19 protein-coding genes are annotated in these 21,094 nt (G+C 72.1%); 10 read left to right on the plus strand and 9 right to left on the minus strand.

The window, feature by feature from the left end; translation table 11 throughout:
• The first annotated feature begins 133 nt into the window (after positions 1–133).
• Together DEO23_RS00840 and DEO23_RS00845 are read left to right on the plus strand one after the other, a co-directional pair.
• Entirely contained in the window at positions 134–1,180 is a 1,047-nt protein-coding gene (locus tag DEO23_RS00840) for a hypothetical protein (RefSeq protein ID WP_109274121.1), read from the plus strand.
• Between the two features lie 89 nt (positions 1,181–1,269).
• On the plus strand, positions 1,270–2,736 hold the full coding sequence (locus DEO23_RS00845; RefSeq protein ID WP_109274122.1) for a mannitol dehydrogenase family protein: 1,467 nt from the start codon (positions 1,270–1,272) through the stop codon (positions 2,734–2,736).
• Positions 2,737–2,788: 52 nt separating this feature from the next.
• On the opposite strand, the gene DEO23_RS00850 is transcribed toward DEO23_RS00845, so the two are convergent.
• A complete protein-coding gene (locus DEO23_RS00850) occupies positions 2,789–3,586 on the minus strand; it encodes an IclR family transcriptional regulator (RefSeq protein ID WP_109274123.1) in 798 nt (265 codons plus the stop codon).
• 296 nt (positions 3,587–3,882) lie between these two features.
• On the opposite strand from DEO23_RS00850, the gene DEO23_RS00855 reads away from it, so the two are divergent.
• The 4 genes from DEO23_RS00855 to DEO23_RS00870 all read left to right on the plus strand — a co-directional run bounded on the left by DEO23_RS00855 (position 3,883) and on the right by DEO23_RS00870 (position 7,892).
• Complete coding sequence (locus tag DEO23_RS00855; RefSeq protein WP_109274124.1) at positions 3,883–4,887, plus strand: L-idonate 5-dehydrogenase; 1,005 nt, start codon at positions 3,883–3,885, stop codon at positions 4,885–4,887.
• Positions 4,888–4,966: 79 nt separating this feature from the next.
• Positions 4,967–6,205: a D-mannonate dehydratase ManD gene (gene manD, locus DEO23_RS00860; RefSeq protein WP_109274125.1), complete on the plus strand. Its 1,239-nt coding sequence runs from the start codon at positions 4,967–4,969 to the stop codon at positions 6,203–6,205.
• A 44-nt stretch (positions 6,206–6,249) separates the two neighbouring features.
• On the plus strand, positions 6,250–6,894 hold the full coding sequence (locus tag DEO23_RS00865) for a bifunctional 4-hydroxy-2-oxoglutarate aldolase/2-dehydro-3-deoxy-phosphogluconate aldolase (protein WP_109274126.1): 645 nt from the start codon (positions 6,250–6,252) through the stop codon (positions 6,892–6,894).
• Positions 6,891–7,892, plus strand: a complete 1,002-nt coding sequence (locus DEO23_RS00870) for a sugar kinase (RefSeq protein ID WP_165831683.1) — start codon at positions 6,891–6,893, stop codon at positions 7,890–7,892. The genes DEO23_RS00865 and DEO23_RS00870 overlap by 4 nt, the downstream gene beginning before the upstream one ends.
• A 131-nt stretch (positions 7,893–8,023) precedes the next feature.
• Here the strand turns inward: DEO23_RS00870 and DEO23_RS00875 are convergent, their stop codons facing one another.
• The 4 genes from DEO23_RS00875 to DEO23_RS00890 all read right to left on the minus strand — a co-directional run bounded on the left by DEO23_RS00875 (position 8,024) and on the right by DEO23_RS00890 (position 12,579).
• Positions 8,024–8,995 (minus strand): PadR family transcriptional regulator, encoded by a 972-nt coding sequence (locus tag DEO23_RS00875; RefSeq protein WP_240613147.1) that lies wholly within the window; start codon positions 8,993–8,995, stop codon positions 8,024–8,026.
• Between the two features lie 148 nt (positions 8,996–9,143).
• A complete protein-coding gene (locus DEO23_RS00880) occupies positions 9,144–10,445 on the minus strand; it encodes an MFS transporter (protein ID WP_109274127.1) in 1,302 nt (433 codons plus the stop codon).
• Between the two features lie 59 nt (positions 10,446–10,504).
• On the minus strand, positions 10,505–10,945 hold the full coding sequence (locus tag DEO23_RS00885; protein ID WP_240613148.1) for a MarR family winged helix-turn-helix transcriptional regulator: 441 nt from the start codon (positions 10,943–10,945) through the stop codon (positions 10,505–10,507).
• 116 nt (positions 10,946–11,061) lie between these two features.
• The gene (locus DEO23_RS00890; RefSeq protein WP_109274129.1) at positions 11,062–12,579 is read right to left on the minus strand and encodes a sulfatase family protein; all 1,518 of its coding nucleotides are present in this window, start codon (positions 12,577–12,579) and stop codon (positions 11,062–11,064) included.
• A gap of 254 nt (positions 12,580–12,833) precedes the next feature.
• Between DEO23_RS00890 and DEO23_RS00895 the strand changes: the two genes are divergently transcribed.
• The 4 genes from DEO23_RS00895 to DEO23_RS00910 are packed head-to-tail and all read left to right on the plus strand — an operon-like array spanning position 12,834 to position 17,474.
• Positions 12,834–14,123: an alpha-L-fucosidase gene (locus DEO23_RS00895; protein ID WP_109274773.1), complete on the plus strand. Its 1,290-nt coding sequence runs from the start codon at positions 12,834–12,836 to the stop codon at positions 14,121–14,123.
• 53 nt (positions 14,124–14,176) lie between these two features.
• On the plus strand, positions 14,177–15,565 hold the full coding sequence (locus DEO23_RS00900) for an enolase C-terminal domain-like protein (protein WP_109274130.1): 1,389 nt from the start codon (positions 14,177–14,179) through the stop codon (positions 15,563–15,565).
• On the plus strand, positions 15,562–16,572 hold the full coding sequence (locus DEO23_RS00905) for an aldo/keto reductase (RefSeq protein ID WP_109274131.1): 1,011 nt from the start codon (positions 15,562–15,564) through the stop codon (positions 16,570–16,572). Before DEO23_RS00900 ends, DEO23_RS00905 begins: the two co-directional genes overlap by 4 nt.
• Positions 16,569–17,474, plus strand: a complete 906-nt coding sequence (locus DEO23_RS00910) for an amidohydrolase family protein (RefSeq protein WP_109274132.1) — start codon at positions 16,569–16,571, stop codon at positions 17,472–17,474. The genes DEO23_RS00905 and DEO23_RS00910 overlap by 4 nt, the downstream gene beginning before the upstream one ends.
• Positions 17,475–17,530: 56 nt before the next feature.
• On the opposite strand, the gene DEO23_RS00915 is transcribed toward DEO23_RS00910, so the two are convergent.
• The 4 genes from DEO23_RS00915 to DEO23_RS00930 all read right to left on the minus strand — a co-directional run bounded on the left by DEO23_RS00915 (position 17,531) and on the right by DEO23_RS00930 (position 21,070).
• Complete coding sequence (locus DEO23_RS00915; RefSeq protein ID WP_109274133.1) at positions 17,531–18,475, minus strand: methyltransferase domain-containing protein; 945 nt, start codon at positions 18,473–18,475, stop codon at positions 17,531–17,533.
• Positions 18,476–18,678: 203 nt separating this feature from the next.
• Positions 18,679–19,374 (minus strand): FadR/GntR family transcriptional regulator, encoded by a 696-nt coding sequence (locus DEO23_RS00920; RefSeq protein WP_109274134.1) that lies wholly within the window; start codon positions 19,372–19,374, stop codon positions 18,679–18,681.
• Positions 19,374–20,147 carry an SDR family NAD(P)-dependent oxidoreductase gene (locus tag DEO23_RS00925; RefSeq protein WP_109274135.1) on the minus strand — a complete coding sequence of 258 codons (774 nt, stop codon included), beginning with the start codon at positions 20,145–20,147 and terminating at the stop codon, positions 19,374–19,376. The genes DEO23_RS00920 and DEO23_RS00925 overlap by 1 nt, the downstream gene beginning before the upstream one ends.
• Complete coding sequence (locus DEO23_RS00930) at positions 20,144–21,070, minus strand: fumarylacetoacetate hydrolase family protein (protein ID WP_109274136.1); 927 nt, start codon at positions 21,068–21,070, stop codon at positions 20,144–20,146. The genes DEO23_RS00925 and DEO23_RS00930 overlap by 4 nt, the downstream gene beginning before the upstream one ends.
• Positions 21,071–21,094: the final 24 nt, after the last annotated feature.

Here is a 21,094-nt window from a genome sequence, read left to right on the forward strand (position 1 = left end):
CGATTTCCCTCGTCTTCGCCCACGTGTCGCCGACTCGGCGACGCGCGTTCCACACCGGTCCTCCCCATCGCACGTCGTCCCCAATCCGTCAGGTCCGCTCGACGGTGCAGGTCACGAGGGGAAGAGTCGTGACATGAGCAACCACGCACATGCACAGACCCTCGCCGAGGACCCCGAACCCGAGGAGTGGCTCGACCCCGACGTCTGGCTCGCGCGCCGAGGGTCGTCCCGGGACGCGGGGTGGGATGTGGACGATCGGGATCGCGACCAGGAGTGGTGGGACGGGTGGGACGGGGCCGACGAGGGCGACTGGCTCGACGAGCTCTCGGGGGGACACGGCGACGGGGGTGCGGGCCACGCGCCCTGGTACCTCGGCGACGCCCTCGCCGTCGCCGACGGGACCGCGGAGCTCGAGGTGCAGGACTGGGAGGCGGAGATCCTGGCCATTCCGTTCGTCCGGCGCTGCCGGGCACTGCTGGAGTACGTGGGGGAGGGACGGCGCCTCACCGACCGCGGCACGCTGCCGGTGGCGAGGATCCGGGAGCTCCGGGGGATCCTCGGCGTCTCGCGCCCGGGCACCACGCTCCGAGAGGTCCCCGAGATCAGGGAGTGCTGGAACGCCCTGATCCAGATGGGTGTGCTCACCATCGCCGACGACTGGGTGCGGCGGAGCGAGGACCCGCACGGGCACTGGACCCTGGATCGCTCGAGCGAGGATCTCTCGGCCGGTGCCGTCGCCGCGCTGGGCTGGCTGCTGGCCCTGAAGACCTGCGTCTGCCCCGAGCATGGCGGCTTCGAAGGGGAATGGTGCCTGCTCGAGACGCTGCTGGCGACCACCGCTCCGGGCGGTCTGATGCTCCCGCGGCTGCCCGAGGACGGCGAGCTCGGGGAGCTCGAGGTCGCCGAGCTCTTCGCCGCTATCGGCGCGAGCCCGCAGATCACGCGCCTGCCCGTCGACGAGGAGGCGGGGTGCGTCGACCTCGCCGCGCTCTCGGAGCTCGCGACCGTGCAGCGGGACCTCGACCTGCTGGTCGACGCTGGTGTCCTCGAACGTCGGGGTGCTTCGATCATCGGCTCCCCGGCGCTGGGCGCAGCGGTCGCCCTGCACCTGATCCTGCGCGATCGGGCCCTGCCGCAGTGCGCGTCCCCCGGATGCCGGCGACGGGTGCGGGAGCGTTGACGGTCCCGGGGTGCAGCGGACCCCGCGCCGACGCCCACGGCGCGGACGTCGCCACCCGCCCTGTGGGGGAGGTCTGATACCTATGAGGCATGCATCCCCTGAACCGGTCGACCCGCCCTGCTTCCTCGCTGATCGGGGCCTCGGCCCCTGCCACACCGGGGATGATCCACCTGGGGATCGGCAACTTCCATCGCGCCCACGCCGCCGTCTACACGGCGCTGGCGATGGAGGAGAGCGGCGGCGTCTGGGGCATCAGCGCCTACGCGCACCGCAGCCGCGGCGTCATCGACGCGATGGGCGCGCAGGACGGCCTCTACTCCGTGCTGCAGCTCTCGCCCAGCGGGGAGCAGGCCCAGGTCGTCGACGTCCACCGGCGCTTCGGCGTCCTCACCGAGGACCCCGCCGCCGTGGTCGCTGAGATCGCCGATTCGTCACGGAGGGTGCTCACCGTGACGGTCTCCGAGGGCGGGTACGGATGGTCCCCGAACGCTAGTGGCCTCGACCTCGAGAACGCGGGGATCCGAGCCGACCTCGCCGCGGGCTCCGCGCCGCGCACCGTGATCGGGGCGATCGCCCGCGGGGTCGAGCGTCGCGCCGCGAGCGGAGAGCCGATGACGATCCAGTCCTGCGACAACCTCCAGGGCAACGGTGACGTCGCGCGTGCCGTCCTCACCCAGTTCCTCGAGGAGTCCGGGGCGGACGAGGACGTGCTGCGCTTCGCGCGCACCCGCGTCGGCTTCCCCAACTCCATGGTCGACCGGATCGTGCCCGCGACCACCGATCGCACCCGTGAGAGCGTCGAGCGCCTGCTGGGCGTTCGCGACGGCGTCCCGGTGCCCACCGAGGAGTTCACCATGTGGGTCATGCAGGACGACCACCCCGGTGGGCGACCCGACTGGGAGGCCGCAGGAGCCGTGATCAGCGACCAGGTCGATCGCTACGAGCTCGTCAAGCTGCGCCTGGTCAACGCCTCGCAGTCCCTGCTGGCCTACCTCGGCGTCCTGCAGGGCATCCCCACCATTCCCGGCGCCTGGCAGCACCCCGCCGTGCAGGACGCCGTGCTCGCCCAGATCCGCCACGACGCCCTGCCCACCATCCCGCTGCCCGACGGGCTGGACCCCGAGGCCTACATCGACTCGCTCGTGCGGCGCTGGGAGAACGTGCCCCTCGCGGACTCGACCTCGCGCATCGCCTCCCTGGGGTCCATCCGCCTGCCGCAGCGGATCCCCGCCGCCGCCCTCCACCAGCTGCACGCGGGCCGGATGCCGCACGTGTTCGCGCTGCTGATCGCGAGCTGGATCGCCACCAACGTCCGCCCCGAGGGCATTACCGTCACGCCCGAGATCGAGGCGGTCGACGAGCCGGCCCGCGAGCGGATGCTGCAGGCCGTCGGAGCCGTGACCACGCCCCGGGAGATCGCTCGCGCGATCCTCGAGGCAGGGTTCCTGGGACTCGAACTGCCCGGCCAGGAGGACTTCACGGACCGGGTCGGAGAGCTGCTGGAGGTGCTGTGCCGCGGCGGCGTCGAGGCGGCGATCCGCGACGCCATCGGGTGAGCGGGAAGGGGCGGGCGTGCCGGAGTCGGAGGGCGAGGCAGCCCCGAGCCGCTCAGTCGCGAGCGGCCACCCGGAATCCGCTCGGGCCGAGCCTCTCCAGCTCCGAGCGCAGCAGCTCGCCGAGCTGCTCCCGGCGCTCCTCGTCCATCCGCTCCGCCGGGCCCGTGACGCTCACGGCCGCCGCGCGACCGTCGAAACGCAGCAGCCCGACACCCACGCAGGCGATCCCCTGTTCGTTCTCCTCGACCTCGGCGGACCATCCACGCTCCCGAGCCCGCCCGACGACCTCCTGCAGATGGGGGAGCGGCACGGAGGGGCCCGCGTCGGCGGTCGTCGCATCGGCATAGGGGGCGAGGGCGAAGCCGCTGACGTCCAGGGCGGCCAGCATCGCCCGACCCAGCGCGGTCCGTGCCGCCGGTGCCCGGTGGCCCACCCGCGACCAGACCCGCAGCGTCCGTTCGGGTTCGACCTTGTCGAGGTAGAGGACGCTGGTGCCGTCCATCGTTCCCAGGTGCACGAGCTCGCGTGAGGCGTGGCTGATGCCGGCGAGGGCGGGGGAGAAGAGCGCGGGAAGACGGTCCTCCCGCGCGTACTGCTCGGCGAGCATCATCGGGGCGCTGCCCAGGCGATACCGCTGGTCGGAGGGGTCCTGGAGCGCGAAACCCCGATGGACGAGAGCCTGCAGGATCCGGTGCGAGGACGCCTTGTGGAAGCCACTCGCCTCCGCGATCTCCCGGAGCATCAGTCCGTCGGGCCCGGCCTCGGCGAGCACCTGCAGTAGCACGAGCGCTTTGTCGACGCTGCCGACGGGCGACGACGAGGTGCCCTCGGGACTGGGGGAAGTCGACATGGGTCCCTCCGAACGGTCGCGGGCTGCGGAAGCGGTGACGGGGTGCGGGGTGCGAGTGAGGGGACGCCGGGGGTGCGGGGCCGCTCGGCGGACGCGTCCTTGCTGGCGCCGGGACCCGGATCTATAGTGATCACGCATTACGGAACTACCGTTTCAGCATACAAAATGGTGACGGTGTCCGCCAGCGACGGCGATGACCGCCGCCGGTCACGGCACGCCGATCACCGGTACGAACAGAGCATCCTCCGCCCTCGAGGTGGAGGCGCCGCGCCCAGCCCGCGCGGGGAGGAGTGACGATGAAGTCCCTGGTCATTCACGGCGCGGAGGACATCCGCCTCGAGGAGCAGCCGGTCCCGGAGGTCGTGGCCGGCCAGGTCCGGCTGCGCGTGCAGTACGTCGGGATCTGCGGATCCGACCTGCACTACTACTACCTCGGCCGCAACGGCGAGAACCATGTGCGCGAGCCCTTCGTCCCTGGCCACGAGCTCTCCGCCACGGTCGACCTCGACCCCTCGGGAGAGCTCGCCCCCGGCACCCCGGTGACCGTGCATCCCGCGCGCTACGGCCCCGAGGTCGCCGGCCTCCAGGACCGCCCCCACCTGTGGCCCGGCGGTGACTACCTGGGCAGTGCGGGAGTCTTCCCGCACCGTCAGGGCGCGGCGACCGAGCTGCTCGTCGTCGACCGTGACATGGTCCGCGTCCTCCCCGAGGGTCTCCCGCTGCGGCGGGCCGCGCTCGCCGAGCCCCTGGCCGTCTCCATCCACGCCGTGGTCATCGCCGGGGACGTGAGCGGGAAGCCCGCGCTCGTGCTCGGTGCCGGCCCTATCGGCCTGCTCGCGGTCGCCGCGCTGCGCCGCGCGGGCGCCTCCGAGATCGTCGTCGGGGACGTCCGCCCCGAACCTCTCGCACGCGCCGAGGCGCTCGGTGCGACGCGCACCGTCCTGGTCACCGAGGAGCAGATCGAGCCCGGCAGCTTCCCCGTCGTCCTCGAGTGCTCCGCCGCACCGGTCTCCCTCGGATCGGCGGTGCGCGCCGTCGCACCGGGCGGGATCGTCGTGCAGGTGGGGATCCTCCCCGATCAGGAGATCTCCGTGAACCTCGCCCCGCTGCTGGCCAAGGAGGCCGAGCTGCGTGGCACCTTCCGCTTCTCCACCGAGATCGACGACGCGATCGCCCTGCTCGCGGAGGACCCCTCGCTCGAGGACGTCGTCACTCAGGTGGTCCCCGCGGCCGATGCGACGGACGCCTTCGCGACGGCCCGCGACGCCGCCCGCTCCGCGAAGGTGCTGCTCGCCCTCTGAACCCAGGCAACAAGGCCGCCAGGCAGGCAGGTCGAAGCAGCCAGGGCCGAGGCCGCCCGGCCCTCCCGAAAGGATCCGCATGAGCATCCACAGCATCGACGTCGACGTCAGCAGTCCCGGCCGGAACTTCGTCACCGCGATCGTCACCACCTCCGACGGGGTCGTCGGGCTGGGCGACGCCACCCTCAACGGTCGGGAGCTCGCGGTCGCCTCCTACCTGCGTGATCACGTCGCCCCGACGCTGATCGGCCGTGACGAGTCGCAGATCGAGTCGACCTGGCAGTACCTCTACCGCAGCCCCTACTGGCGTCGCGGACCGGTGACGATGGCTGCTCTCGCCGCGATCGACATGGCCCTGTGGGACATCGCTGCCAAGCGCGCGGGCGTGCCGCTGTACCGGCTGCTGGGCGGAGCGAGTCGGACGGGCCTGCTCGCCTACGTCCACGCCTCCGGCAGCGACCTCGCCCACCTCGACGAGGCGATCCGCGGTTACGTGGAGCAGGGCTTCCAAGCGGTGCGGATCCAGACCGGCGTGCCGGGTCTGGGGCAGATCTACGGGGTGCACGACTCCGACCCTGGCGGTGCGTACGAGTACGAGCCCGCGGGCCGTCTGACCTCCGACGCCCCGCGTCGGCCCGCCGAGGAGACCTGGGACACCGCCGCCTACCTGCGACACCTGCCCACGGTCTTCGAGCACGTGCGCAGCGAGTTCGGCCCCGAGCTGCACCTCCTGCACGACGGTCACCACCGGATGCGCCCCATCGAGGCGGCGCGACTCGCGAGCGACCTCGAGCCCTACCGGCCGTTCTGGCTCGAGGACTGCACGCCCGCCGAGGACCAGAGCGCGCTGCGACTGGTGCGCGAGCACTCCACCACGCCGCTCGCGATCGGCGAGGTGCTGAACTCGGTGTACGACTACCAGACGCTGATCACCGAGCGGCTCATCGACTACGTCCGCTCCTCGGCCACCCACGCCGGCGGCATCACCGGTCTGCGCCAGCTGATGACGTTCGCCGGGATCTACGGCACCCGCTCCGGCTTCCACGGGCCCACGGACGTCTCCCCGGTGGGGATGGCCGCCCATCTGCACCTGGGCCTCGCGATCCACAACTTCGGCATCCAGGAGTACATGCCGCACTCCGCGAGGACCTTGGAGGTCTTCCGCACCTCCTACACCGTCGAGGGCGGACTGCTGCACCCCGGCGAGACCCCGGGCCTGGGCGTGGAGCTGGACCGCGAGATGGCCGCCGCCCACCCCTACGAGCCCGCCTACCTGCCCCTGAACCGCCTGCGTGACGGCACCGTCCACGACTGGTGACCGCGGCCGATCCGTCCCCGACCCCGCATCCTGAGGAGCACCCCGTGACCGACCGTCTGCCCCTTCCCGAGCGCTCTCTCGCCTCCCGCCTGATCGTCGTCATGCGCGGCCGTGAGGCCTCGCAGTACCCCCGCGTCATCGACGCCCTCGCCGACGCCGGTGTGCGCAGCGTCGAGCTGACCCTGACCACTCCCGGCACCCTCGAGGCGCTGCCGGGCCTCGTCGAGCGCTTCTCCGGCCGGATCGACCTCGGCGTCGGCACGATCATCAGCCCCGAGCAGGCACGGCGTGCGAGCGAGGGCGGCGCCGCGTACCTGGTCACCCCGGTGACCGACCCCGCGGTGATCGAGGCGTCGATCAGCGGCGGCACGCCGATCGTGCCCGGCGGGCTCACCCCCACCGAGCTGTTCACCTCCTGGCGCGCCGGCGCGAGCGCCGTCAAGGTCTTCCCGGCCGGCACCGTGGGCCCTGGTTACGTCAAGGACCTGCACGGGCCCTTCCCCGACCTGCGGGTGATCCCCTCCGGCGGTGTCGATCTCGCGGCCGCGCGGGCATGGCTCGAGGCCGGGGCCGATGCGGTCTCCGTGGGCGGACCGCTGCTCGGTGACGCCTTCCGCGGCGGGGACCTGGATGCCCTCGCCCGGCGTGCGCGCGAGTTCGTCGCCGTGTGCGAGGAGGTCGGCAGGTGACGGGGACGCCGCGCGTCGTCACCTTCGGGGAGACGATGGCGCTGCTGCACAGCGAGGGCGTCGGCTCCCTCGCCCACGCCCACGCGATGACCATCGGCATGGGCGGGGCCGAGAGCAACCTCGCGATCGGTCTGCGGCGCCTGGGCGTCCCGGTGGCGTGGGTGAGCCGTGTCGGGGCCGACGAGCTCGGCACCCGGGTGCTGCGCGAGATGCGCGCCGAGCAGGTCGAGGTGCTCGCCCACGTCGACCCCGAACGGCCGACGGGTCTGATGCTCAAGTCGCACCCCAGCGGCGGTGCGACCACCGTGCGCTACTACCGCAGCGGCTCGGCCGCCTCCGCGCTCACCGCCGAGGAGCTGCCCGAGCAGCTGCTCGCAGGCGCCGAGATCCTCCACCTGACCGGCATCACCCCGCTGCTCTCGGAGACGGCACGGGCCAGCGTCGAGCTGCTCGTCCAGCGGGCACGCGCCGCCGGCACTCTCATCAGCTTCGACGTGAACTACCGTTCCGCGCTCGCACCGCGCGAGGTCGCGGCCCCGCTGCTCGCCGGACTCGCCGCCTCGGCCGACATCGTCTTCGGCGGGACCGAGGAGCTCGCCCTCATCGCCTCGGCGCTCGAGGGTGAGGGCGCGGCGGCGGAGAACGCGACGGAGGATTCCACGGAGAAGGAGGCCCTGCTGCCGACGGTGCATGCGCACGGGATCGCCGAGGTCGTCGAGAAGCGCGGCGCCGAGGGGGCCCGCGCGATCGCCGCGGGATCCGTCGTCGAGCGACCCGGGCTGCAGGTCGACGTGGTCGACACCGTCGGTGCGGGCGACGCCTTCGTGGCCGGGTACCTCAGCGCCCGTCTCGAGGGCCTCGACCTCGCTGCACGCCTGGACCGTGGCAACGAGTGCGGGGCGCTGACCTGCATGAGCACGGGGGACTGGGAGGGCGCCGCCTACCGTGAGGACCTCGGCCGCCTCGCCGACGGGGGAGCGGATCCCGTCAGTCGGTGAGTGGGGCTGGGGTCCGGCGCACGCGCGGCATCACGACGGAACGCCCGCACCCCTGTGGCGGGGTGCGGGCGTTCCTCCGGCCGGAGGGAGCGTCATGATCGCTCCGGCGGCGCGCTCGGGCAGCGGACGGCTCAGGCCGAGGCCGCTCCCGACTGCTCGCCCTTCTCGCCGTCGTCCTCCGACGTCGGCGGGACGTCTCCCGCGAGGATGCGGTAGATCGACCGCTTGGCCTCACTGAGGACGTCGGCGACCTGGCTCATCTGCTGGGATCCGCCGGAGCGCGTGGCCTCCCGGACGGCGCCGCCGAGGTCGCGCAGGGAGCCGCGCAGCTCCTGCGCGCCCTGCGCCCAGGAGTCGTCCTCGCCCGCGAAGGGGTCGGACCAGGAGCTCTGGTTCTCCTCGACGTGGCTGCGGCCGGCGTCGGTGAGGGTGGCGAGCTTGCGGCCGCCCTCCTTCGACATCTCGACCAGGCCCTCGTCCTCGAGCTGCGAGAGCGTCGGGTAGATCGCTCCCGGGCTCACGGACCAGGACCCACCGGTGCGCTCGTCGATGGTCTGCATGAGCTGGTAGCCGTGCATCGGCTCCTCGTTCAACAGCAGCAGGACGGCGGTGCGGACGTCACCGCGCGGCCGACGTCCCCGACCCCGCCCGCGGCCGCGGGGGCCGAAGCCGTGACCGGGCCCGCCGGGACCGCCGAAGCCGCGGCCCGGCCCGCCGAAACCTCCGCGCCCGGGACCGCCGAAACCGGGCCCCTCGAACCCGGGGCCATCGAAACCGTGGCCCTCGTGCCCGGCGCCCTCGTGCCCGGGGCCCGCGTGATTCTCTCCCTCGAATCCGGGGCCACCGTGCTCCGGCCGTCCGCCGTCAGCGTCGGTCTGGCCGGGTCGGCCGGGGTGCCCGGGGTGCCCGGGGTGTGCGCCCGGGCCGTGGCCCGCGCGGGGCCCGCCGCGGTGTCCGCGGGGGCCGAAGCCCATCCCGTCCGGGGACATGCCCCCTCCTTCCTCGCGGCGGCGCCGCTGGCCACCGCGTCGCATGAGTGCCCGGCGCAGCGCGCGCGGGTCGAAGTCCTGATGTCGGTCGTGGTGATCGTGCTGGTGTCGCATGAGCCCACTCCTTTCTCTCGTCCATGTCGTGACAGCGTCACGATATATCGCTAACGTCACGAAGGGCAAGGGTCAGCTGCGCGACATCGGACAGAAGAACGGGGTGCCGCGCGCACTGCGCGGCACCCCGTTCACGACTCGGAGGGGGTCAGACCTCGTCGCCGGTGGTGATCGCCTCGGCCTCCTGCTCGCCGGTCAGGTGGTGGTGCTGCCCGACCGAGGCCAGGTGGCGCCGCCCGATGGCGAGCATGAGCATGCTGACCACGACGGTGATCGCGCCCAGCACGTATGGCGCGGCCGGGCCGACCGACTCGGAGATCGGGCCGGCGACCGCCGGGGCGATCGCTCCGCCCAGGAAGCGGACGCCCGAGTAGGCGGAGCTGGCGACGCCGCGGGGGAGGTCGGTGGCCTCCATGACGGTCTCCGTCAGCGCGGTGTTCATGATGCCCAGCAGCAGACCGCCGATGATGATCAGGACGATCATGCCGGTCATCGAGGAGTGCGCGAGGGCGAGGCCCAGCATGAGCACCGCCAGCAGCCCCTCGATCGTCAGCAGGGTCGGGATCAGGCCCAGCTTGCGGGTGAGGATCGGCGCGACGAACACCGAGGTGATCGCCAGGCACACGCCCCAGCCGAAGAAGACCCCGCCGATCTGCATCGCGCCGAACTCCATGCCGCGGGCCGCGGCGGCGGCCTCGAGCGGGAAGGGCGAGTAGGCGAGCATCACGAAGAAGGTGAAGTTGTAGAAGATCGCGACCAGCGCGAGGGTGCGCAGGGCGGGGTTCCCCAGTGCCCGCAGGGAGGCCAGCGGCGAGACGTGCGTCGGCTTGGCCTCCCTCTTCAGCAGGGCGGCGATCGCGATGAAGCCGATCGCCATCAGCACGGCGGTGCCGAAGAACGGGGCGCGCCAGGAGACGCTGCCCAGCAGCCCGCCCAGCAGCGGGCCCAGCGCCATGCCGATGCCCAGCGCCGTCTCGTAGAGGATGATGGCGCCGCCGGAGGGGCCGGCGGTCGCGCCGACGATCGCCGCCAGGGCGGTCGAGATGAACAGGGCGTTGCCCAGTCCCCAGCCGGCGCGCAGGCCGATGATCTCGCTGACCGAGCCGGAGGCCCCGGCCAGCGCCGCGAAGATCACCACGAGCGCCAGGCCGATCAGCAGCGTGGTGCGCACGCCCGCCTTCGAGCTGAACCAGCTGGTGAAGAACATGGCGATCGCCGTGATGAACAGGTAGCTGGTGAACAGCAGCATCGCCTGCGTGGGCGAGGCGTCCAGCTGGGAGCTGATCGCCGGGAGGATCGGGTCCACCAGACCGATGCCCATGAAGGACACGGTCGCGGCGAAGGCGATCGCCCAGACCGCCTTGGGCTGGTGGAAGGCGTCGCGCAGGGTGGGTGCGGTGTCGTGGCCCGCGGCTGTGGGATTCGACCCGTGTGTGGTGGGGGCTGTCATGCGGTGGGGACCTTCTCGATGTGGTGACGGGACGGGGTGGGAGCGCGGGGTGCGGGACGTCAGGGAGCGGGTGGTTCGGAGTCGTGGGTCTCCACGATCCGGGCGAGGATCCGGGCGGCCTCGGTGAGGCTCCTGCGCTCGTCCTCGTCGAGGGAGTCCAGGATCGGGTCGAGGCTCGCGTCCATGCGGGCGCGCCATTCCGCGAGCTTCGCGCGCCCGGCGGCAGTGATGTCCACGAGCACGGAGCGGGAGTCCTCGGGGTCGGGGGAGCGGGAGATCAGTCCCTCCTCCTCGAGCCGCTTGACGACGGTGGTCGCCGTCGGCCGGGTGACGCGCTCACGATCGGCGATCTCGCTGATCCGCAGCGGACCGCTCTGCTCGATGGTGCTGACCACGCGCCAGGAGACCGAGGAGACGCCGACGTCCGCGCGGCGCGCGGCCAGCCGCACGAAACGGCTGCAGGCGAGCGTCAGCTCCTGGGAGAAATCGTGGGTCGACACGTCCACGACGATAGTTAGGAATGCGAACTACTGCAACGTGTGCTGCCGCACGGATGCCTGGGGGCGGGGCTTCCGAGCCCCATCCGTGCCCGGTGATCCGGCCCCGATGAGCCTGGTCAGTCGCCCGTCGGCCGACGCTCCTGATCGTTCACGCCGTGGGTCGCCGCGTGGTGGTTCCAGTCGGGATGCCAGCTGCCCGGGCCCGTGTACGGGCGGTCTCCCACCGAGGCCTGCAGCTGCGCGAGCTGCTCGGCGAGGTCCGCGCGCACGCCGGCGTACGCCGGGTCCTCCGCGAGGTTCCGCAGCTCGCGTGGATCCTCGCGCAGGTCGTAGAGCTCGTACTCGCGCGGGAAGATCCGGTCGGAGGCGCCCGGCGCCTCGAGCCCCGCGCCGTAATAGTCGATGTACTTCCAGCGCTCGGTGCGGATCCCGTAGTGCGCAGGGGCGTGGTGCTCCGGGTCGTCGTGCTCCCAGTAGCGGTAGTAGACGGCCCGCGGCCAGTCGGCGATCTCCTCGCCGCGCAGCAGGGGGAGGAAGCTTCGTCCTTGCTGACCCGGCAGCGCCGCATCGGGGTCCAGTCCCGCGGCGTCCAGCAGCGTCGCGGCCACATCGACGTTCGCCAGCATCGAGGTCACCCGTGAGCCGGCCGGGATCCGGGCCGGCCAGCGGATCATCATCGGCATCTGCAACGACTCGTCGTACATCAGGCGTTTGTCGAACAATCCGTGGTCGCCCAGGAAGAACCCCTGGTCGGAGGCGTAGACGACCAGGGTGTTCTCGGTCAGGCCTTGCGCCTCGAGGTGGTCGAGGACCCGGCCCATAGAGTCGTCGACCGCCTGGATCGTCTGCAGGTAGTCGCGCATGTAGCGCTGGTACGTCCAGCGGGCGCGCTCCTCGCGATGCTCCTCCCCGAGCAGCGCGGAGGGGACGTCCTCCTTGATGTCCGTGCGGGTGAGGTCGTCGGCGATCGACATCTTCACGCCCTGCACGGCACGCGAGCGGCCCGAGAGGTCCTCGAGCAGGGTCTCGGGCTCGGGGATGCTGCCTGCGGGATAGAGGTCGGCGTGACGGGGGTGCGGGATCCACGGCCGATGAGGCGCCTTGTGGTGGAGCATCAGGCAGAACGGGTCCTCCGGTCGCTGCTCGCGCGAGGATTCCAGCCACTCCAGCGCCATGTCGGTCACCAGGTCGCTCGCGTACCCCTCGCGGGTCTCCTCGCCCTCGGGACCGATCATCCGCGGCTCCCAGTAGTCGCCCTGACCGGGGAAGATCCTCCACTCGTCGAAGCCCCGCGGCAGGGCGCCCGCCGATTCGCCCAGATGCCACTTGCCGAACAGGGCCGTGGCGTACCCGGCGCCCTGCAGCGCCTCGGAGAGCGTGGGGACGCGGTGGTCGAACTCGGTGTAGATCGTGGAGGCGCCGTTGACGTGGCTGTAGGTGCCGGTCAGCAGCGACGCCCGCGAAGGCGTGCAGATCGAGTTCGTGCAGTACATCGCGTCCAGGCGTGCACCCTCGTCGGCCAGGCGGTCCAGCTGCGGCGTCGTGTTCACCCGACTGCCGTAGGCGGAGATCGCGTGCGCGGCGTGGTCGTCGGAGAGGACGAACACGATGTTCGGGCGCGTGGGGGAGGGCATGGAACTCCTTCGATCCGGGACGCAGGCGCGGCACTGGGCGGCGAGCGCGGTCCGATGAATTCTGGCACGCGGCACGGAAGAGGTGGAGAGTCCCCAGGGCAGATCGAACGTCGGATGCACCTGGCCGCATGATGGCGTCGAGAGATAGGATGTTTGTGGTCAGGTGGTCGAGATGCAAGTATTCGCCGTCCGCATCGGTGCTGCGCGCCCCTCGGCCCACGATCTGCGACGACGCGACCGGACAGGGAGACGAGATGCACGAGGACCCCCGATGGGCTGACCTGCCCACCCGCCTTCCCGACTGGTACCGGGACGCGCCCCTGGGCATCTTCATCCACTGGGGTGCCTACGCCGTCCCCGCCTGGGCCGATCCCATCGGCGAGCTCGGCACCTTCGACAACGAGCACGAGTGGTTCGCCCACAACCCCTACGCCGAGTGGTACTTCAACACGATCCGCCTGGACGGCTCGCCCGCCCAGCAGCACCACCAGGACGTGCACGGCGGCGCTCCCTACGACGACTTCCTCGACGCCTGGGACGCCGCCGCCTTCGACGCGACCGCCTGGGCTGACCTCTTCCGTCGGGCCGGCGCCGACTACGTCGTCCCCACCACCAAGCACCACGACGGCATCACCCTGTGGGAGGCGCCGGGGACGGGGGACCGCAACACCGTGGCCCGCGGCCCCCGCCGCGACCTCGTGGGCGAGCTCGCCGCGGCGACGACCGCCGCCGGGCTGCGCTTCGGCGTCTACTACTCCGGAGGCCTGGACTGGCACGTGCGCCCCACCGACCCCGTCGGGATGGAGGGTGGCGACGAGATCATGCCGCGACCCCTCGACGAGGAGTACGGGCAGTACTGCACGGCGCACGTCCGCGACCTCATCGACCGCTACCACCCCGACGTGCTCTGGAACGACATCGGCTGGCCCGACGAGAACCACCACTTCGGTCCAGGGGGCCTCGGCGAGCTGCTCGAGCACTTCTACGCCGAGCGACCCGAAGGGCTGATCAACGACCGGTTCTCCGGAGCCCACCACGATCTCGTCACCACCGAGTACCAGGCCGGCTCGATCCCCGACGGTGAGACCTGGGAGAACTGTCGCGGCATCGGCCTCTCCTTCGGCTACAACCAGGTCGAGGGCCCCGAGCAGTACATGTCGGTCGCCCAGGCGATCCGCCACGTCGTCGACGCCGTCTCGCACGGCGGGCGCGTGCTGCTGAACGTCGGCCCCCGGGCCGACGGGACCCTGCCGGGGCCCCAGGTCGCCGTGCTCGAGGGCCTCGGGGAGTTCATGGCCGAGCACAAGGCGCACCTCGCGGGCTCGACGGGCCTGGGGGAGCTCGACGTGCCCGGGGCCACCTGGGCGCGCGGCGTCACCCAGGACGGCACGGTGCACGTGTTCCTCAGCGGCCCCGCCGGTGACCTGGACGTTCCCGCCGAGGCGCTGCCCGCCGTCGGGGCGTGGCCCGCGAGTGGTGTCCACGTCCGTCTCGCCGGTGAGGACGCCCCGCCGGTCGCCGTCAGCGCCCCGCTGCGCACCTGATCCACGCCACCCCGCCCGACCATCACCACCCACTCACGCGAGGATTTCCACCGGTGAGCACCTTCATCTCCTTCGACGTCCGCGACGTCCGCTTCCCCACCAGCCGCGACCTGGACGGCTCGGATGCGATGAATCCCGACCCCGACTACTCGGCCGCCTACCTCACGATCCGCACCGACGACCCTGCGGATGCCGAGGGCGGCACCAGCCTGGTGTTCACCATCGGGCGCGGCAACGACGTCCAGGGTGCCGCGATCCGCGCCCTCGAGCACCACGTGATCGGCCGCGACGTCGAGGAGGTCCTCGCCGACCTGGGCGGTCTGCACCGCCGGCTCAACGGCGACTCCCAGCTGCGCTGGCTCGGTCCCGAGACGGGCGTGATGGCGATGGCCGTCGGCGCCGTCGTCAATGCGATGTGGGACCTGCGGGCACGCCGCGAGGGGCGCCCGCTGTGGCTCACGCTGGCCTCCCTGGAGGTCGAGGAGATCCTCGACCTGGTGGACTTCCGCTACCTCAGCGACGCCCTCACCCGGGAGGAGGCCCGCGAGATCCTCGAGCGCGGCGCGGCCGGCCGCGACGAGAGGATCGAGGAGATCCGTGCGCACGGCGTCCCCGCCTACACCACCACCCCCGGCTGGCTCGGCTACAGCGACGACAAGCTCACCTACCTGTTGCACGAGGCTCGCGACCAGGGCTTCGAGATGGTCAAGCTCAAGGTCGGCGGCGACGTCGAGGACGACGTGCGACGTCTCGCGCTCGCCCGCGAGGTGATGGGCGAGGGCTACCCGATCGCGATCGACGCGAACCAGCGCTGGGACGTCGACTCGGCGGTCACCTGGCTCGAGCGCCTCGCCCCCAGCGATCCCTACTGGATCGAGGAGCCCACCTTCCCGGGCGACGTCCTCGCCCACGCCGCCATCCGGCGCAGGATCGCCCCGATGCGCGTCGCCACCGGCGAACAGGGCAGCGGCCGCGTGCTGTTCAAGCAGCTGCTGCAGGCCGAGGCGATCGACGTGCTCCAGCTCGATGCCACCCGCGTGGCCGGGATCAACGAGAACCTGGCGATCCTGCTGCTCGCCGCGAAGTTCGGCGTGCCCGTGTGCCCCCACGCCGGGGGCGTGGGCCTGTGCGAGATGGTCCAGCACCTGGCCTTCCTCGACGCGGTCGCGATCGGTGGGACGAACGCGGACCGACGGATCGAGTTCGTCGACCACCTCCACGAGCGCTTCGAGGTGCCCGTGCGCATCGAGCGCGGGGCGTACATGCCGCCTGAGCAGCCCGGCAGCGGCGCCCGCATGCTGCCCGCCACGCTCGCCGCGCATGCGTATCCCGACGGGCCCGTCTGGCAGCAGGCGGCACCGCCCCTCGGAGCCGGATCGTCCGACGCATCCGAGGCGACCGACGGTGCCGGGACGGCCGCAGCCCCGGTGGAGTCCGCATGAGCAGGGTCGATGCCCGTCTGCCGGTGCCTCTTCCCGCTCTCGGCTTCGGCGCCGCCCAGCTCGGCAACCTCTACCGCGTCACCACCGACGACGAGGCCGACGGCGCCGTGGCCGCCGCGTGGGACGCGGGCATCCGCTACTTCGACACCGCGCCGCACTACGGCATCGGCACCAGCGAGAGGCGCCTGGGGGAGAGGCTGCAGGCCTACCCCCGGGAGGACTACCTGGTCTCCACGAAGGTGGGCAGGCTGCTCGAGGCGGGCCCGGGCACCGGCGACGACACCGCGAGCGGCTTCTGGGTGCCCGACCACCACGTGCGCCGCTGGGACATGAGCGAGGCCGGGGTGCGCGCCTCGCTCCAGGCATCACTGCTGCGGCTGGGTCTCGACCACGTGGACATCCTCTACTTGCACGACCCCGAGGAGGGCCCCACCGAGCAGGCCTTCACCGAGGCCCTCCCGGCGCTCACCCGGATGCGGGAGGAAGGCCTGGTCGCTGCGATCGGCGTCGGCTCGAAGGACGCGGACGTCTGCGAGCAGGCCGTGCGCACCGGCCTCATCGACCTGGTCATGCTCTCGGGTCGCTACACGCTGCTCGAGCAGGACGCGGCGAGCGGCCTGCTGGAGGCCTGCCTCACCCATGACGTGCAGGTCGTCGACGTCAGCGTGTTCAACTCCGGCCTGCTCTCGCGGCCCGTCGTCCCCGAGGACGCGCCCTACGAGTACGAGCCCGCGCCGGCCCCGCTCATCGCTCGCGCCCGGGAGCTCGCCGCGCTCGCCGAACGCCACGGCGCCACCCTCCCCGACCTCGCCGTCCAGTACCCGCTGCGCCATCCCGCGATCGCCTCGGTCGTGCTCGGTATGCGCACCGCCGAGCACGTCCGCTCCAACGTCGCCCGCCTCCAGCAGCCGATCCCCGACGAGGCCTGGGCCGACGTCGCGGCGCTCGAGCGAGAAGGGTCGACGCCCGGGCGGGAGGGCGACGAGGGGACGGGCACGGACCGATGACGGCCCCACCCCAGATCACCGACACCCACCTCCACCTGTGGGACCTCGAGAAGAGCCCCTACGCCTGGCTCGACTCCGCCCCGCCCGCGCTGCGCCGCAGCGGGCGATGGGCGGAGGTGCGCGACGGCCTCGCCCGCCTCGGCGCCACCCGCGTGATCCTCGTCCAGGCCGACGACACGGCCGAGGACACGGCGCATCTGCAGGCGACCGCCCGCGCGATCGAGGGTGAGGCCGCGCCCGACGGCGAGGCCGAGGCCGATGGGTCAGGGGTGCGGGCCGACGTCGTCGGCTGGCTGCCGCTGATGGACCCCGGCGCCGTCGCAGCCGCTCTCGCCGATCCCGCGTGCGCCGATCACCTGGTGGGGGTGCGTCACCTGGTCCACGACGCGCGCGATCCCGGGTTCCTCGAGCGACCCGAGGTCTCCGGTTCGCTCGACCTGCTCGCGGACGCCGGGCTGCCGCTCGACGTGCCCGACGCCTTCCCCCGCCACATGGAGCAGGTGGCGCGCCTGGCCGCCCGTCACCCCGACCTCACCCTCGTCCTCGATCATCTGGGCAAGCCTCCGCTGGGCGACGCCGCGGCGATGGCGTCCTGGCGTTCGTCGCTCGAGGCGATCGCCGCCGCCCCGCGCGCCGTCGCGAAGCTCTCGGGCCTCTCGACCAGCGGCAACGGCGACATCGCGTCGGCCGTGGAGACCGCCCTCCACCTGTTCGGCCCCGAGCGGCTGATGGTCGGCTCCGATTGGCCGATCGCGCCCGAACCCTTCACGCTCACCGCCGGCTTCGAGCCCCTGCTCGAGCATCTCGAGACGGTCCTGGGCGGGGACCAGCACGCCCGGGCCGCCGTGCTGCACGGGACCGCGGCCCGGATCTACCGCCGCCTCGAGGAGCCCTCGCTGTAGGGCGACGTCCGCGGCGGGGCACCGCCTCCGGATGCGGTGGGCCGCCGATCCTCAGATCACCGGGGACGGTACGCGCTGATCAGGACCGACAGGGTGACGTGATCGGGCAGCTGCGCATTCTCGTGCAGGCGTGCGACGTCGACGTGCCGAGCACTCGGGGTCATCCCGACCAGGTCGACGGCACGCTGCGGCGTCAGTTCCACGAAGGTCTCGAGCTGCTCCGTGCTGTCGAGCTCGAAGTGAGGATCCAGCGCCGCATGCAGTCGGTCCTCCTTCGCGGCCTCGATCGCGATCATCCCCGGCACGGCCTCCCTCAGCTCGGCGAGATGCTCCGCCGTCGGGCGCACCACCAGCAGTCGGCCCTGTGCTCGGAGGACGCGCTGGAACTCCTCCGGGCTGCGCGGGGCGAACACGGACAGTAGGACGTCGACCGAGGAATCCGCGAGGGGCAGCGGCCGGTACACGTCCCAGCTGGCCGCGGCAGCACGCGGGTGTGCTCGCGCCGCGTGCCGCAGCGCCCGCACCGAGGTGTCGACCCCGAGGCCGTGCGCGTGGGGCAGCTCCTCGAGCACCCGAGCGAGGTAGTAGCCGGTCCCGCAGCCGACGTCCAGGACCGTGCAGCGCGATGCCTCCTCCGCCCCGGCTGCTTCGATCGCTCGCGCCGAAAGTCCGGCCAGTGCTCCGGCGATCGGGGCATAGGTGCCGGAGTCCAGGAACGCCGCCCTGGCACGGGCCATCTCGGCGTCGTCACCGCTGGTGGCGCGGGATCCCGAGAGCAGACTGACGTAGCCCTGGCGACCGATGTCGAAGGTGTGGCCCTGGGAGCAGCGCACCGCGCGGCCGACGATCCCGAGCTCCTCGCCGCATTGCGGGCAGCGCAGCAGTTCGAGGACGGCGGTGAGTGCCGGGTGAGCGGGACCGGCTGCGACCGGGGTGCCGGTGGGAGCGGGACCGACTGCGCGGGATTCGGCCGATGCGGGGTCGGAAGCGGGGGCGGGCATGTCGTCATCCTAGGTTTGGCGTGCGTCGATGGCGCCAGGTGAGGTCTCGACGCCCCTGAGAGCGTGAGACCTCACCTGGAGCCATCGGCCGCATCGGCCGCATCGGCCGCATGGTCCGGTGGTGCTGAGGCCGGGACCTGCACCCAGTTCTCCGCGCGGCTGCGCCTGGGCCCTCAGGCCCCGGGGCTCTTGGGCCCCAGCACTCAGTCCTCCTCTGGCGGCGGCCCCTGGGCGATCAGCCACGACTCGACGCCGGCGACGTGCGCGCTCGCGTAGACGCGGGCGAGGTCCGCGCGGCCGGCGCGCAGGGCCTCCAGGATCCGGGTGTGCTCGGCGAGGGTGCGCTGGGCCGCGGAGGCGTCCGTCAGTCCTCGCCACACCCGCGCCCGCGAGGTCGAGCTGGCGAGACTGTCCAGGAGCGTCGCCAGGTAGGCGTTGGGGCAGCGATGGTTGATCAGGCGGTGGAAGGCGATGTCGGACTCGACGAGCGTCTCGATGCCGGAACCGGCGGTGAGCTGCCCGAGCATCGCCTCGAGCTCGTCGAGGTCCTGCTCCGTGAGGTGCGGGCAGGCCTGCTCGACGGCGACCGGCTCGAGCAGACGCCGCAGCTCCAGGATCTCCAGGTGGGAGGAGTCCTGGTGCATGTCCAGCACGAAGGAGAGCGACTCGAGCAGCTGCGCGGGCTCGAGAGCGGTGACGTAGGTGCCGTTGCCCTGGCGGACGTCGAGCACACGGATCACCGAGAGCGCCTTGACCGCTTCGCGCAGGGAGTTGCGGGAGACGCCGATGGTCTCGGCGAGCTCCTTCTCCGTGGGCAGCCGGTCGCCCGGTCTCAACGTCCCGTCGACGACCATCTGCTTGATCGCCGAGATCGCCTTGTCGCTGACCGCGGAGGCCATCAGTCCACCGGCCTCGTGCGCAGACCGCTCATGCCGCCGTCCACGGCCAGCGAGGTGCCGGTCGTCGAGGCGTTCAACGGGGAGGCCAGGAACACGACCGATTCGGCGACCTCCTGCGGGTTCACCATCCGCCCGGTGGGCTGGCGCGCATCCAGGGCGGCCCGCTCGGCGACCGGATCGGGGAAGCGCTGCACCATCGCGTCGACGAACTCGGTGGCCACGGTCCCAGGGTTCACGCAGTTCACGCGGATGCCTTCGCGCACGTGGTCGGTGGCCATCGCGAAGGTCATCGCCTGCACGGCGCCCTTGGTCGCCGAGTACAGCACGCGCTCCTGCAGGCCGGCGGTCGCCGCGATCGAGGACATGTTCACCACCGACGCGCACGCGGAGCGGCGCAGATGGGGGAGAGCGGCGCTCACCACGCGGGCCATCGCGGTGACGTTGACGCTGAGCACCTTCGCCCATTCCTCGTCGTCGTTCGCGGTGACGTCGCCGACGGCGCTGACGCCCGCATTGTTCACGACCACGTCGAGACCGCCGAGGGTCTCCGCGGCGGCGTTCACGGCCTCGGCCGTGGCCTCCCGGTCGGCGAGGTCCACCTGATGCACGGCCGCCCCCTGGGGAGCGCCCGTGGCCGAGAGGTCGAGGACGGCGACGTGGGCGCCGAGCTCGAGGAACCGGTTCGAGGTGGCCCGGCCGATACCCGAGCAGCCGCCCGTCACCAGGACCTTCAGCCCGTCGTAGGGGTTCGCCGGATTCGTCGTGGTGCTCATGCCTCACTCCTCGTGCGTGCCGGCGCGTCGGCCGCGGGGGCGTCGCGGAAGGTCTGTCGCTGGCTGCCGAGCCCCTCGATGGCGAGCTCGACGACGTCGCCGTCGCGCAGGTAGGGCTGGCCCTCGATCCCCATCGCGACCCCGGCGGGGGTGCCCGTGTTCACCAGATCGCCGGGGTAGAGCGTCATGAAAAGGCTGAGGTAGGCGAGGACCTCGCCCACTCCGAAGATCTGGTCCGCCGTGGTGCCGTCCTGGCGCGTCTCACCGTTCACGCTCAGCGTGAGGGAGAGGTCCTGGACGTCGGCGATCTCGTCGGCCGTGACCAGGTAGGGGCCCATCGGGTTGAAGGTCTCGCAGTTCTTGCCCTTGTCCCAGGTGCCGCCGCGCTCGATCTGGAACTCGCGCTCGGAGACGTCGTTGCTGATCACGTATCCGGCGACGGCGTCGAGGGCCTCCTCGGGGCTCTCGGCGTAGCGCAGCGTGCGCCCCAGGACCACACCGAGCTCGACCTCCCAGTCGGTCTTCTCGGAGCCGCGGGGGATCAGCACGTCGTCGTCGGGGCCGACGACCGTGTCCGGAGCCTTCATGAAGAGGATCGGCTCGGTGGGGAGCTCGGCATGCGTCTCCGCCGCGTGGTCGCGGTAGTTCAGGCCGATGCACAGGATCTTGCCCGGGGCGAGCGGGGCCCCGAAGCGGACGTCCGACGGCCGGTCATCGGATGATGGGAGAGGCGTGGAGGCGTCCACGGCGGGCAGTGTCCCGTCGGCGACGGCGCGGGCGACCTTCTCGATCCCGCCGTCCGCGAGGAACGAAGGGGAAAGCGCGGGTGCCTCTCCGGTCAGTGCAGAGAGGTCGTAAGCGGCGCCGTCCGCTTCGACGGCGAGGCGCTCGGCGCCGACGGCGCCGTGGGCGAAGAACTTCACAGGTCATCCCCTCGGTGGGCGAGC

The organism is Brachybacterium endophyticum, from assembly GCF_003130585.1.
In the GTDB taxonomy this organism is placed as follows: Bacteria; Actinomycetota; Actinomycetes; order Actinomycetales; family Dermabacteraceae; genus Brachybacterium; species Brachybacterium endophyticum.

Bases quoted from the DNA above. Each gene is read 5' to 3' on its own strand.
- DEO23_RS00855 (WP_109274124.1), top strand. From the start codon at position 3,883: ATGAAGTCCCTGGTCATTCACGGCGCGGAGGACATCCGCCTCGAGGAG.
- DEO23_RS00920 (WP_109274134.1), bottom strand. From the start codon at position 19,374: ATGGCCTCCGCGGTCAGCGACAAGGCGATCTCGGCGATCAAGCAGATG.
- DEO23_RS00890 (WP_109274129.1), bottom strand. From the start codon at position 12,579: ATGCCCTCCCCCACGCGCCCGAACATCGTGTTCGTCCTCTCCGACGAC.
- DEO23_RS00850 (WP_109274123.1), bottom strand. From the start codon at position 3,586: ATGTCGACTTCCCCCAGTCCCGAGGGCACCTCGTCGTCGCCCGTCGGC.
- DEO23_RS00895 (WP_109274773.1), top strand. From the start codon at position 12,834: ATGCACGAGGACCCCCGATGGGCTGACCTGCCCACCCGCCTTCCCGAC.
- DEO23_RS00925 (WP_109274135.1), bottom strand. From the start codon at position 20,147: ATGAGCACCACGACGAATCCGGCGAACCCCTACGACGGGCTGAAGGTC.
- DEO23_RS00915 (WP_109274133.1), bottom strand. From the start codon at position 18,475: ATGCCCGCCCCCGCTTCCGACCCCGCATCGGCCGAATCCCGCGCAGTC.
- manD (WP_109274125.1), top strand. From the start codon at position 4,967: ATGAGCATCCACAGCATCGACGTCGACGTCAGCAGTCCCGGCCGGAAC.
- DEO23_RS00905 (WP_109274131.1), top strand. From the start codon at position 15,562: ATGAGCAGGGTCGATGCCCGTCTGCCGGTGCCTCTTCCCGCTCTCGGC.
- DEO23_RS00840 (WP_109274121.1), top strand. From the start codon at position 134: ATGAGCAACCACGCACATGCACAGACCCTCGCCGAGGACCCCGAACCC.
- DEO23_RS00875 (WP_240613147.1), bottom strand. From the start codon at position 8,995: ATGCGACACCAGCACGATCACCACGACCGACATCAGGACTTCGACCCG.
- DEO23_RS00910 (WP_109274132.1), top strand. From the start codon at position 16,569: ATGACGGCCCCACCCCAGATCACCGACACCCACCTCCACCTGTGGGAC.
- DEO23_RS00845 (WP_109274122.1), top strand. From the start codon at position 1,270: ATGCATCCCCTGAACCGGTCGACCCGCCCTGCTTCCTCGCTGATCGGG.
- DEO23_RS00880 (WP_109274127.1), bottom strand. From the start codon at position 10,445: ATGACAGCCCCCACCACACACGGGTCGAATCCCACAGCCGCGGGCCAC.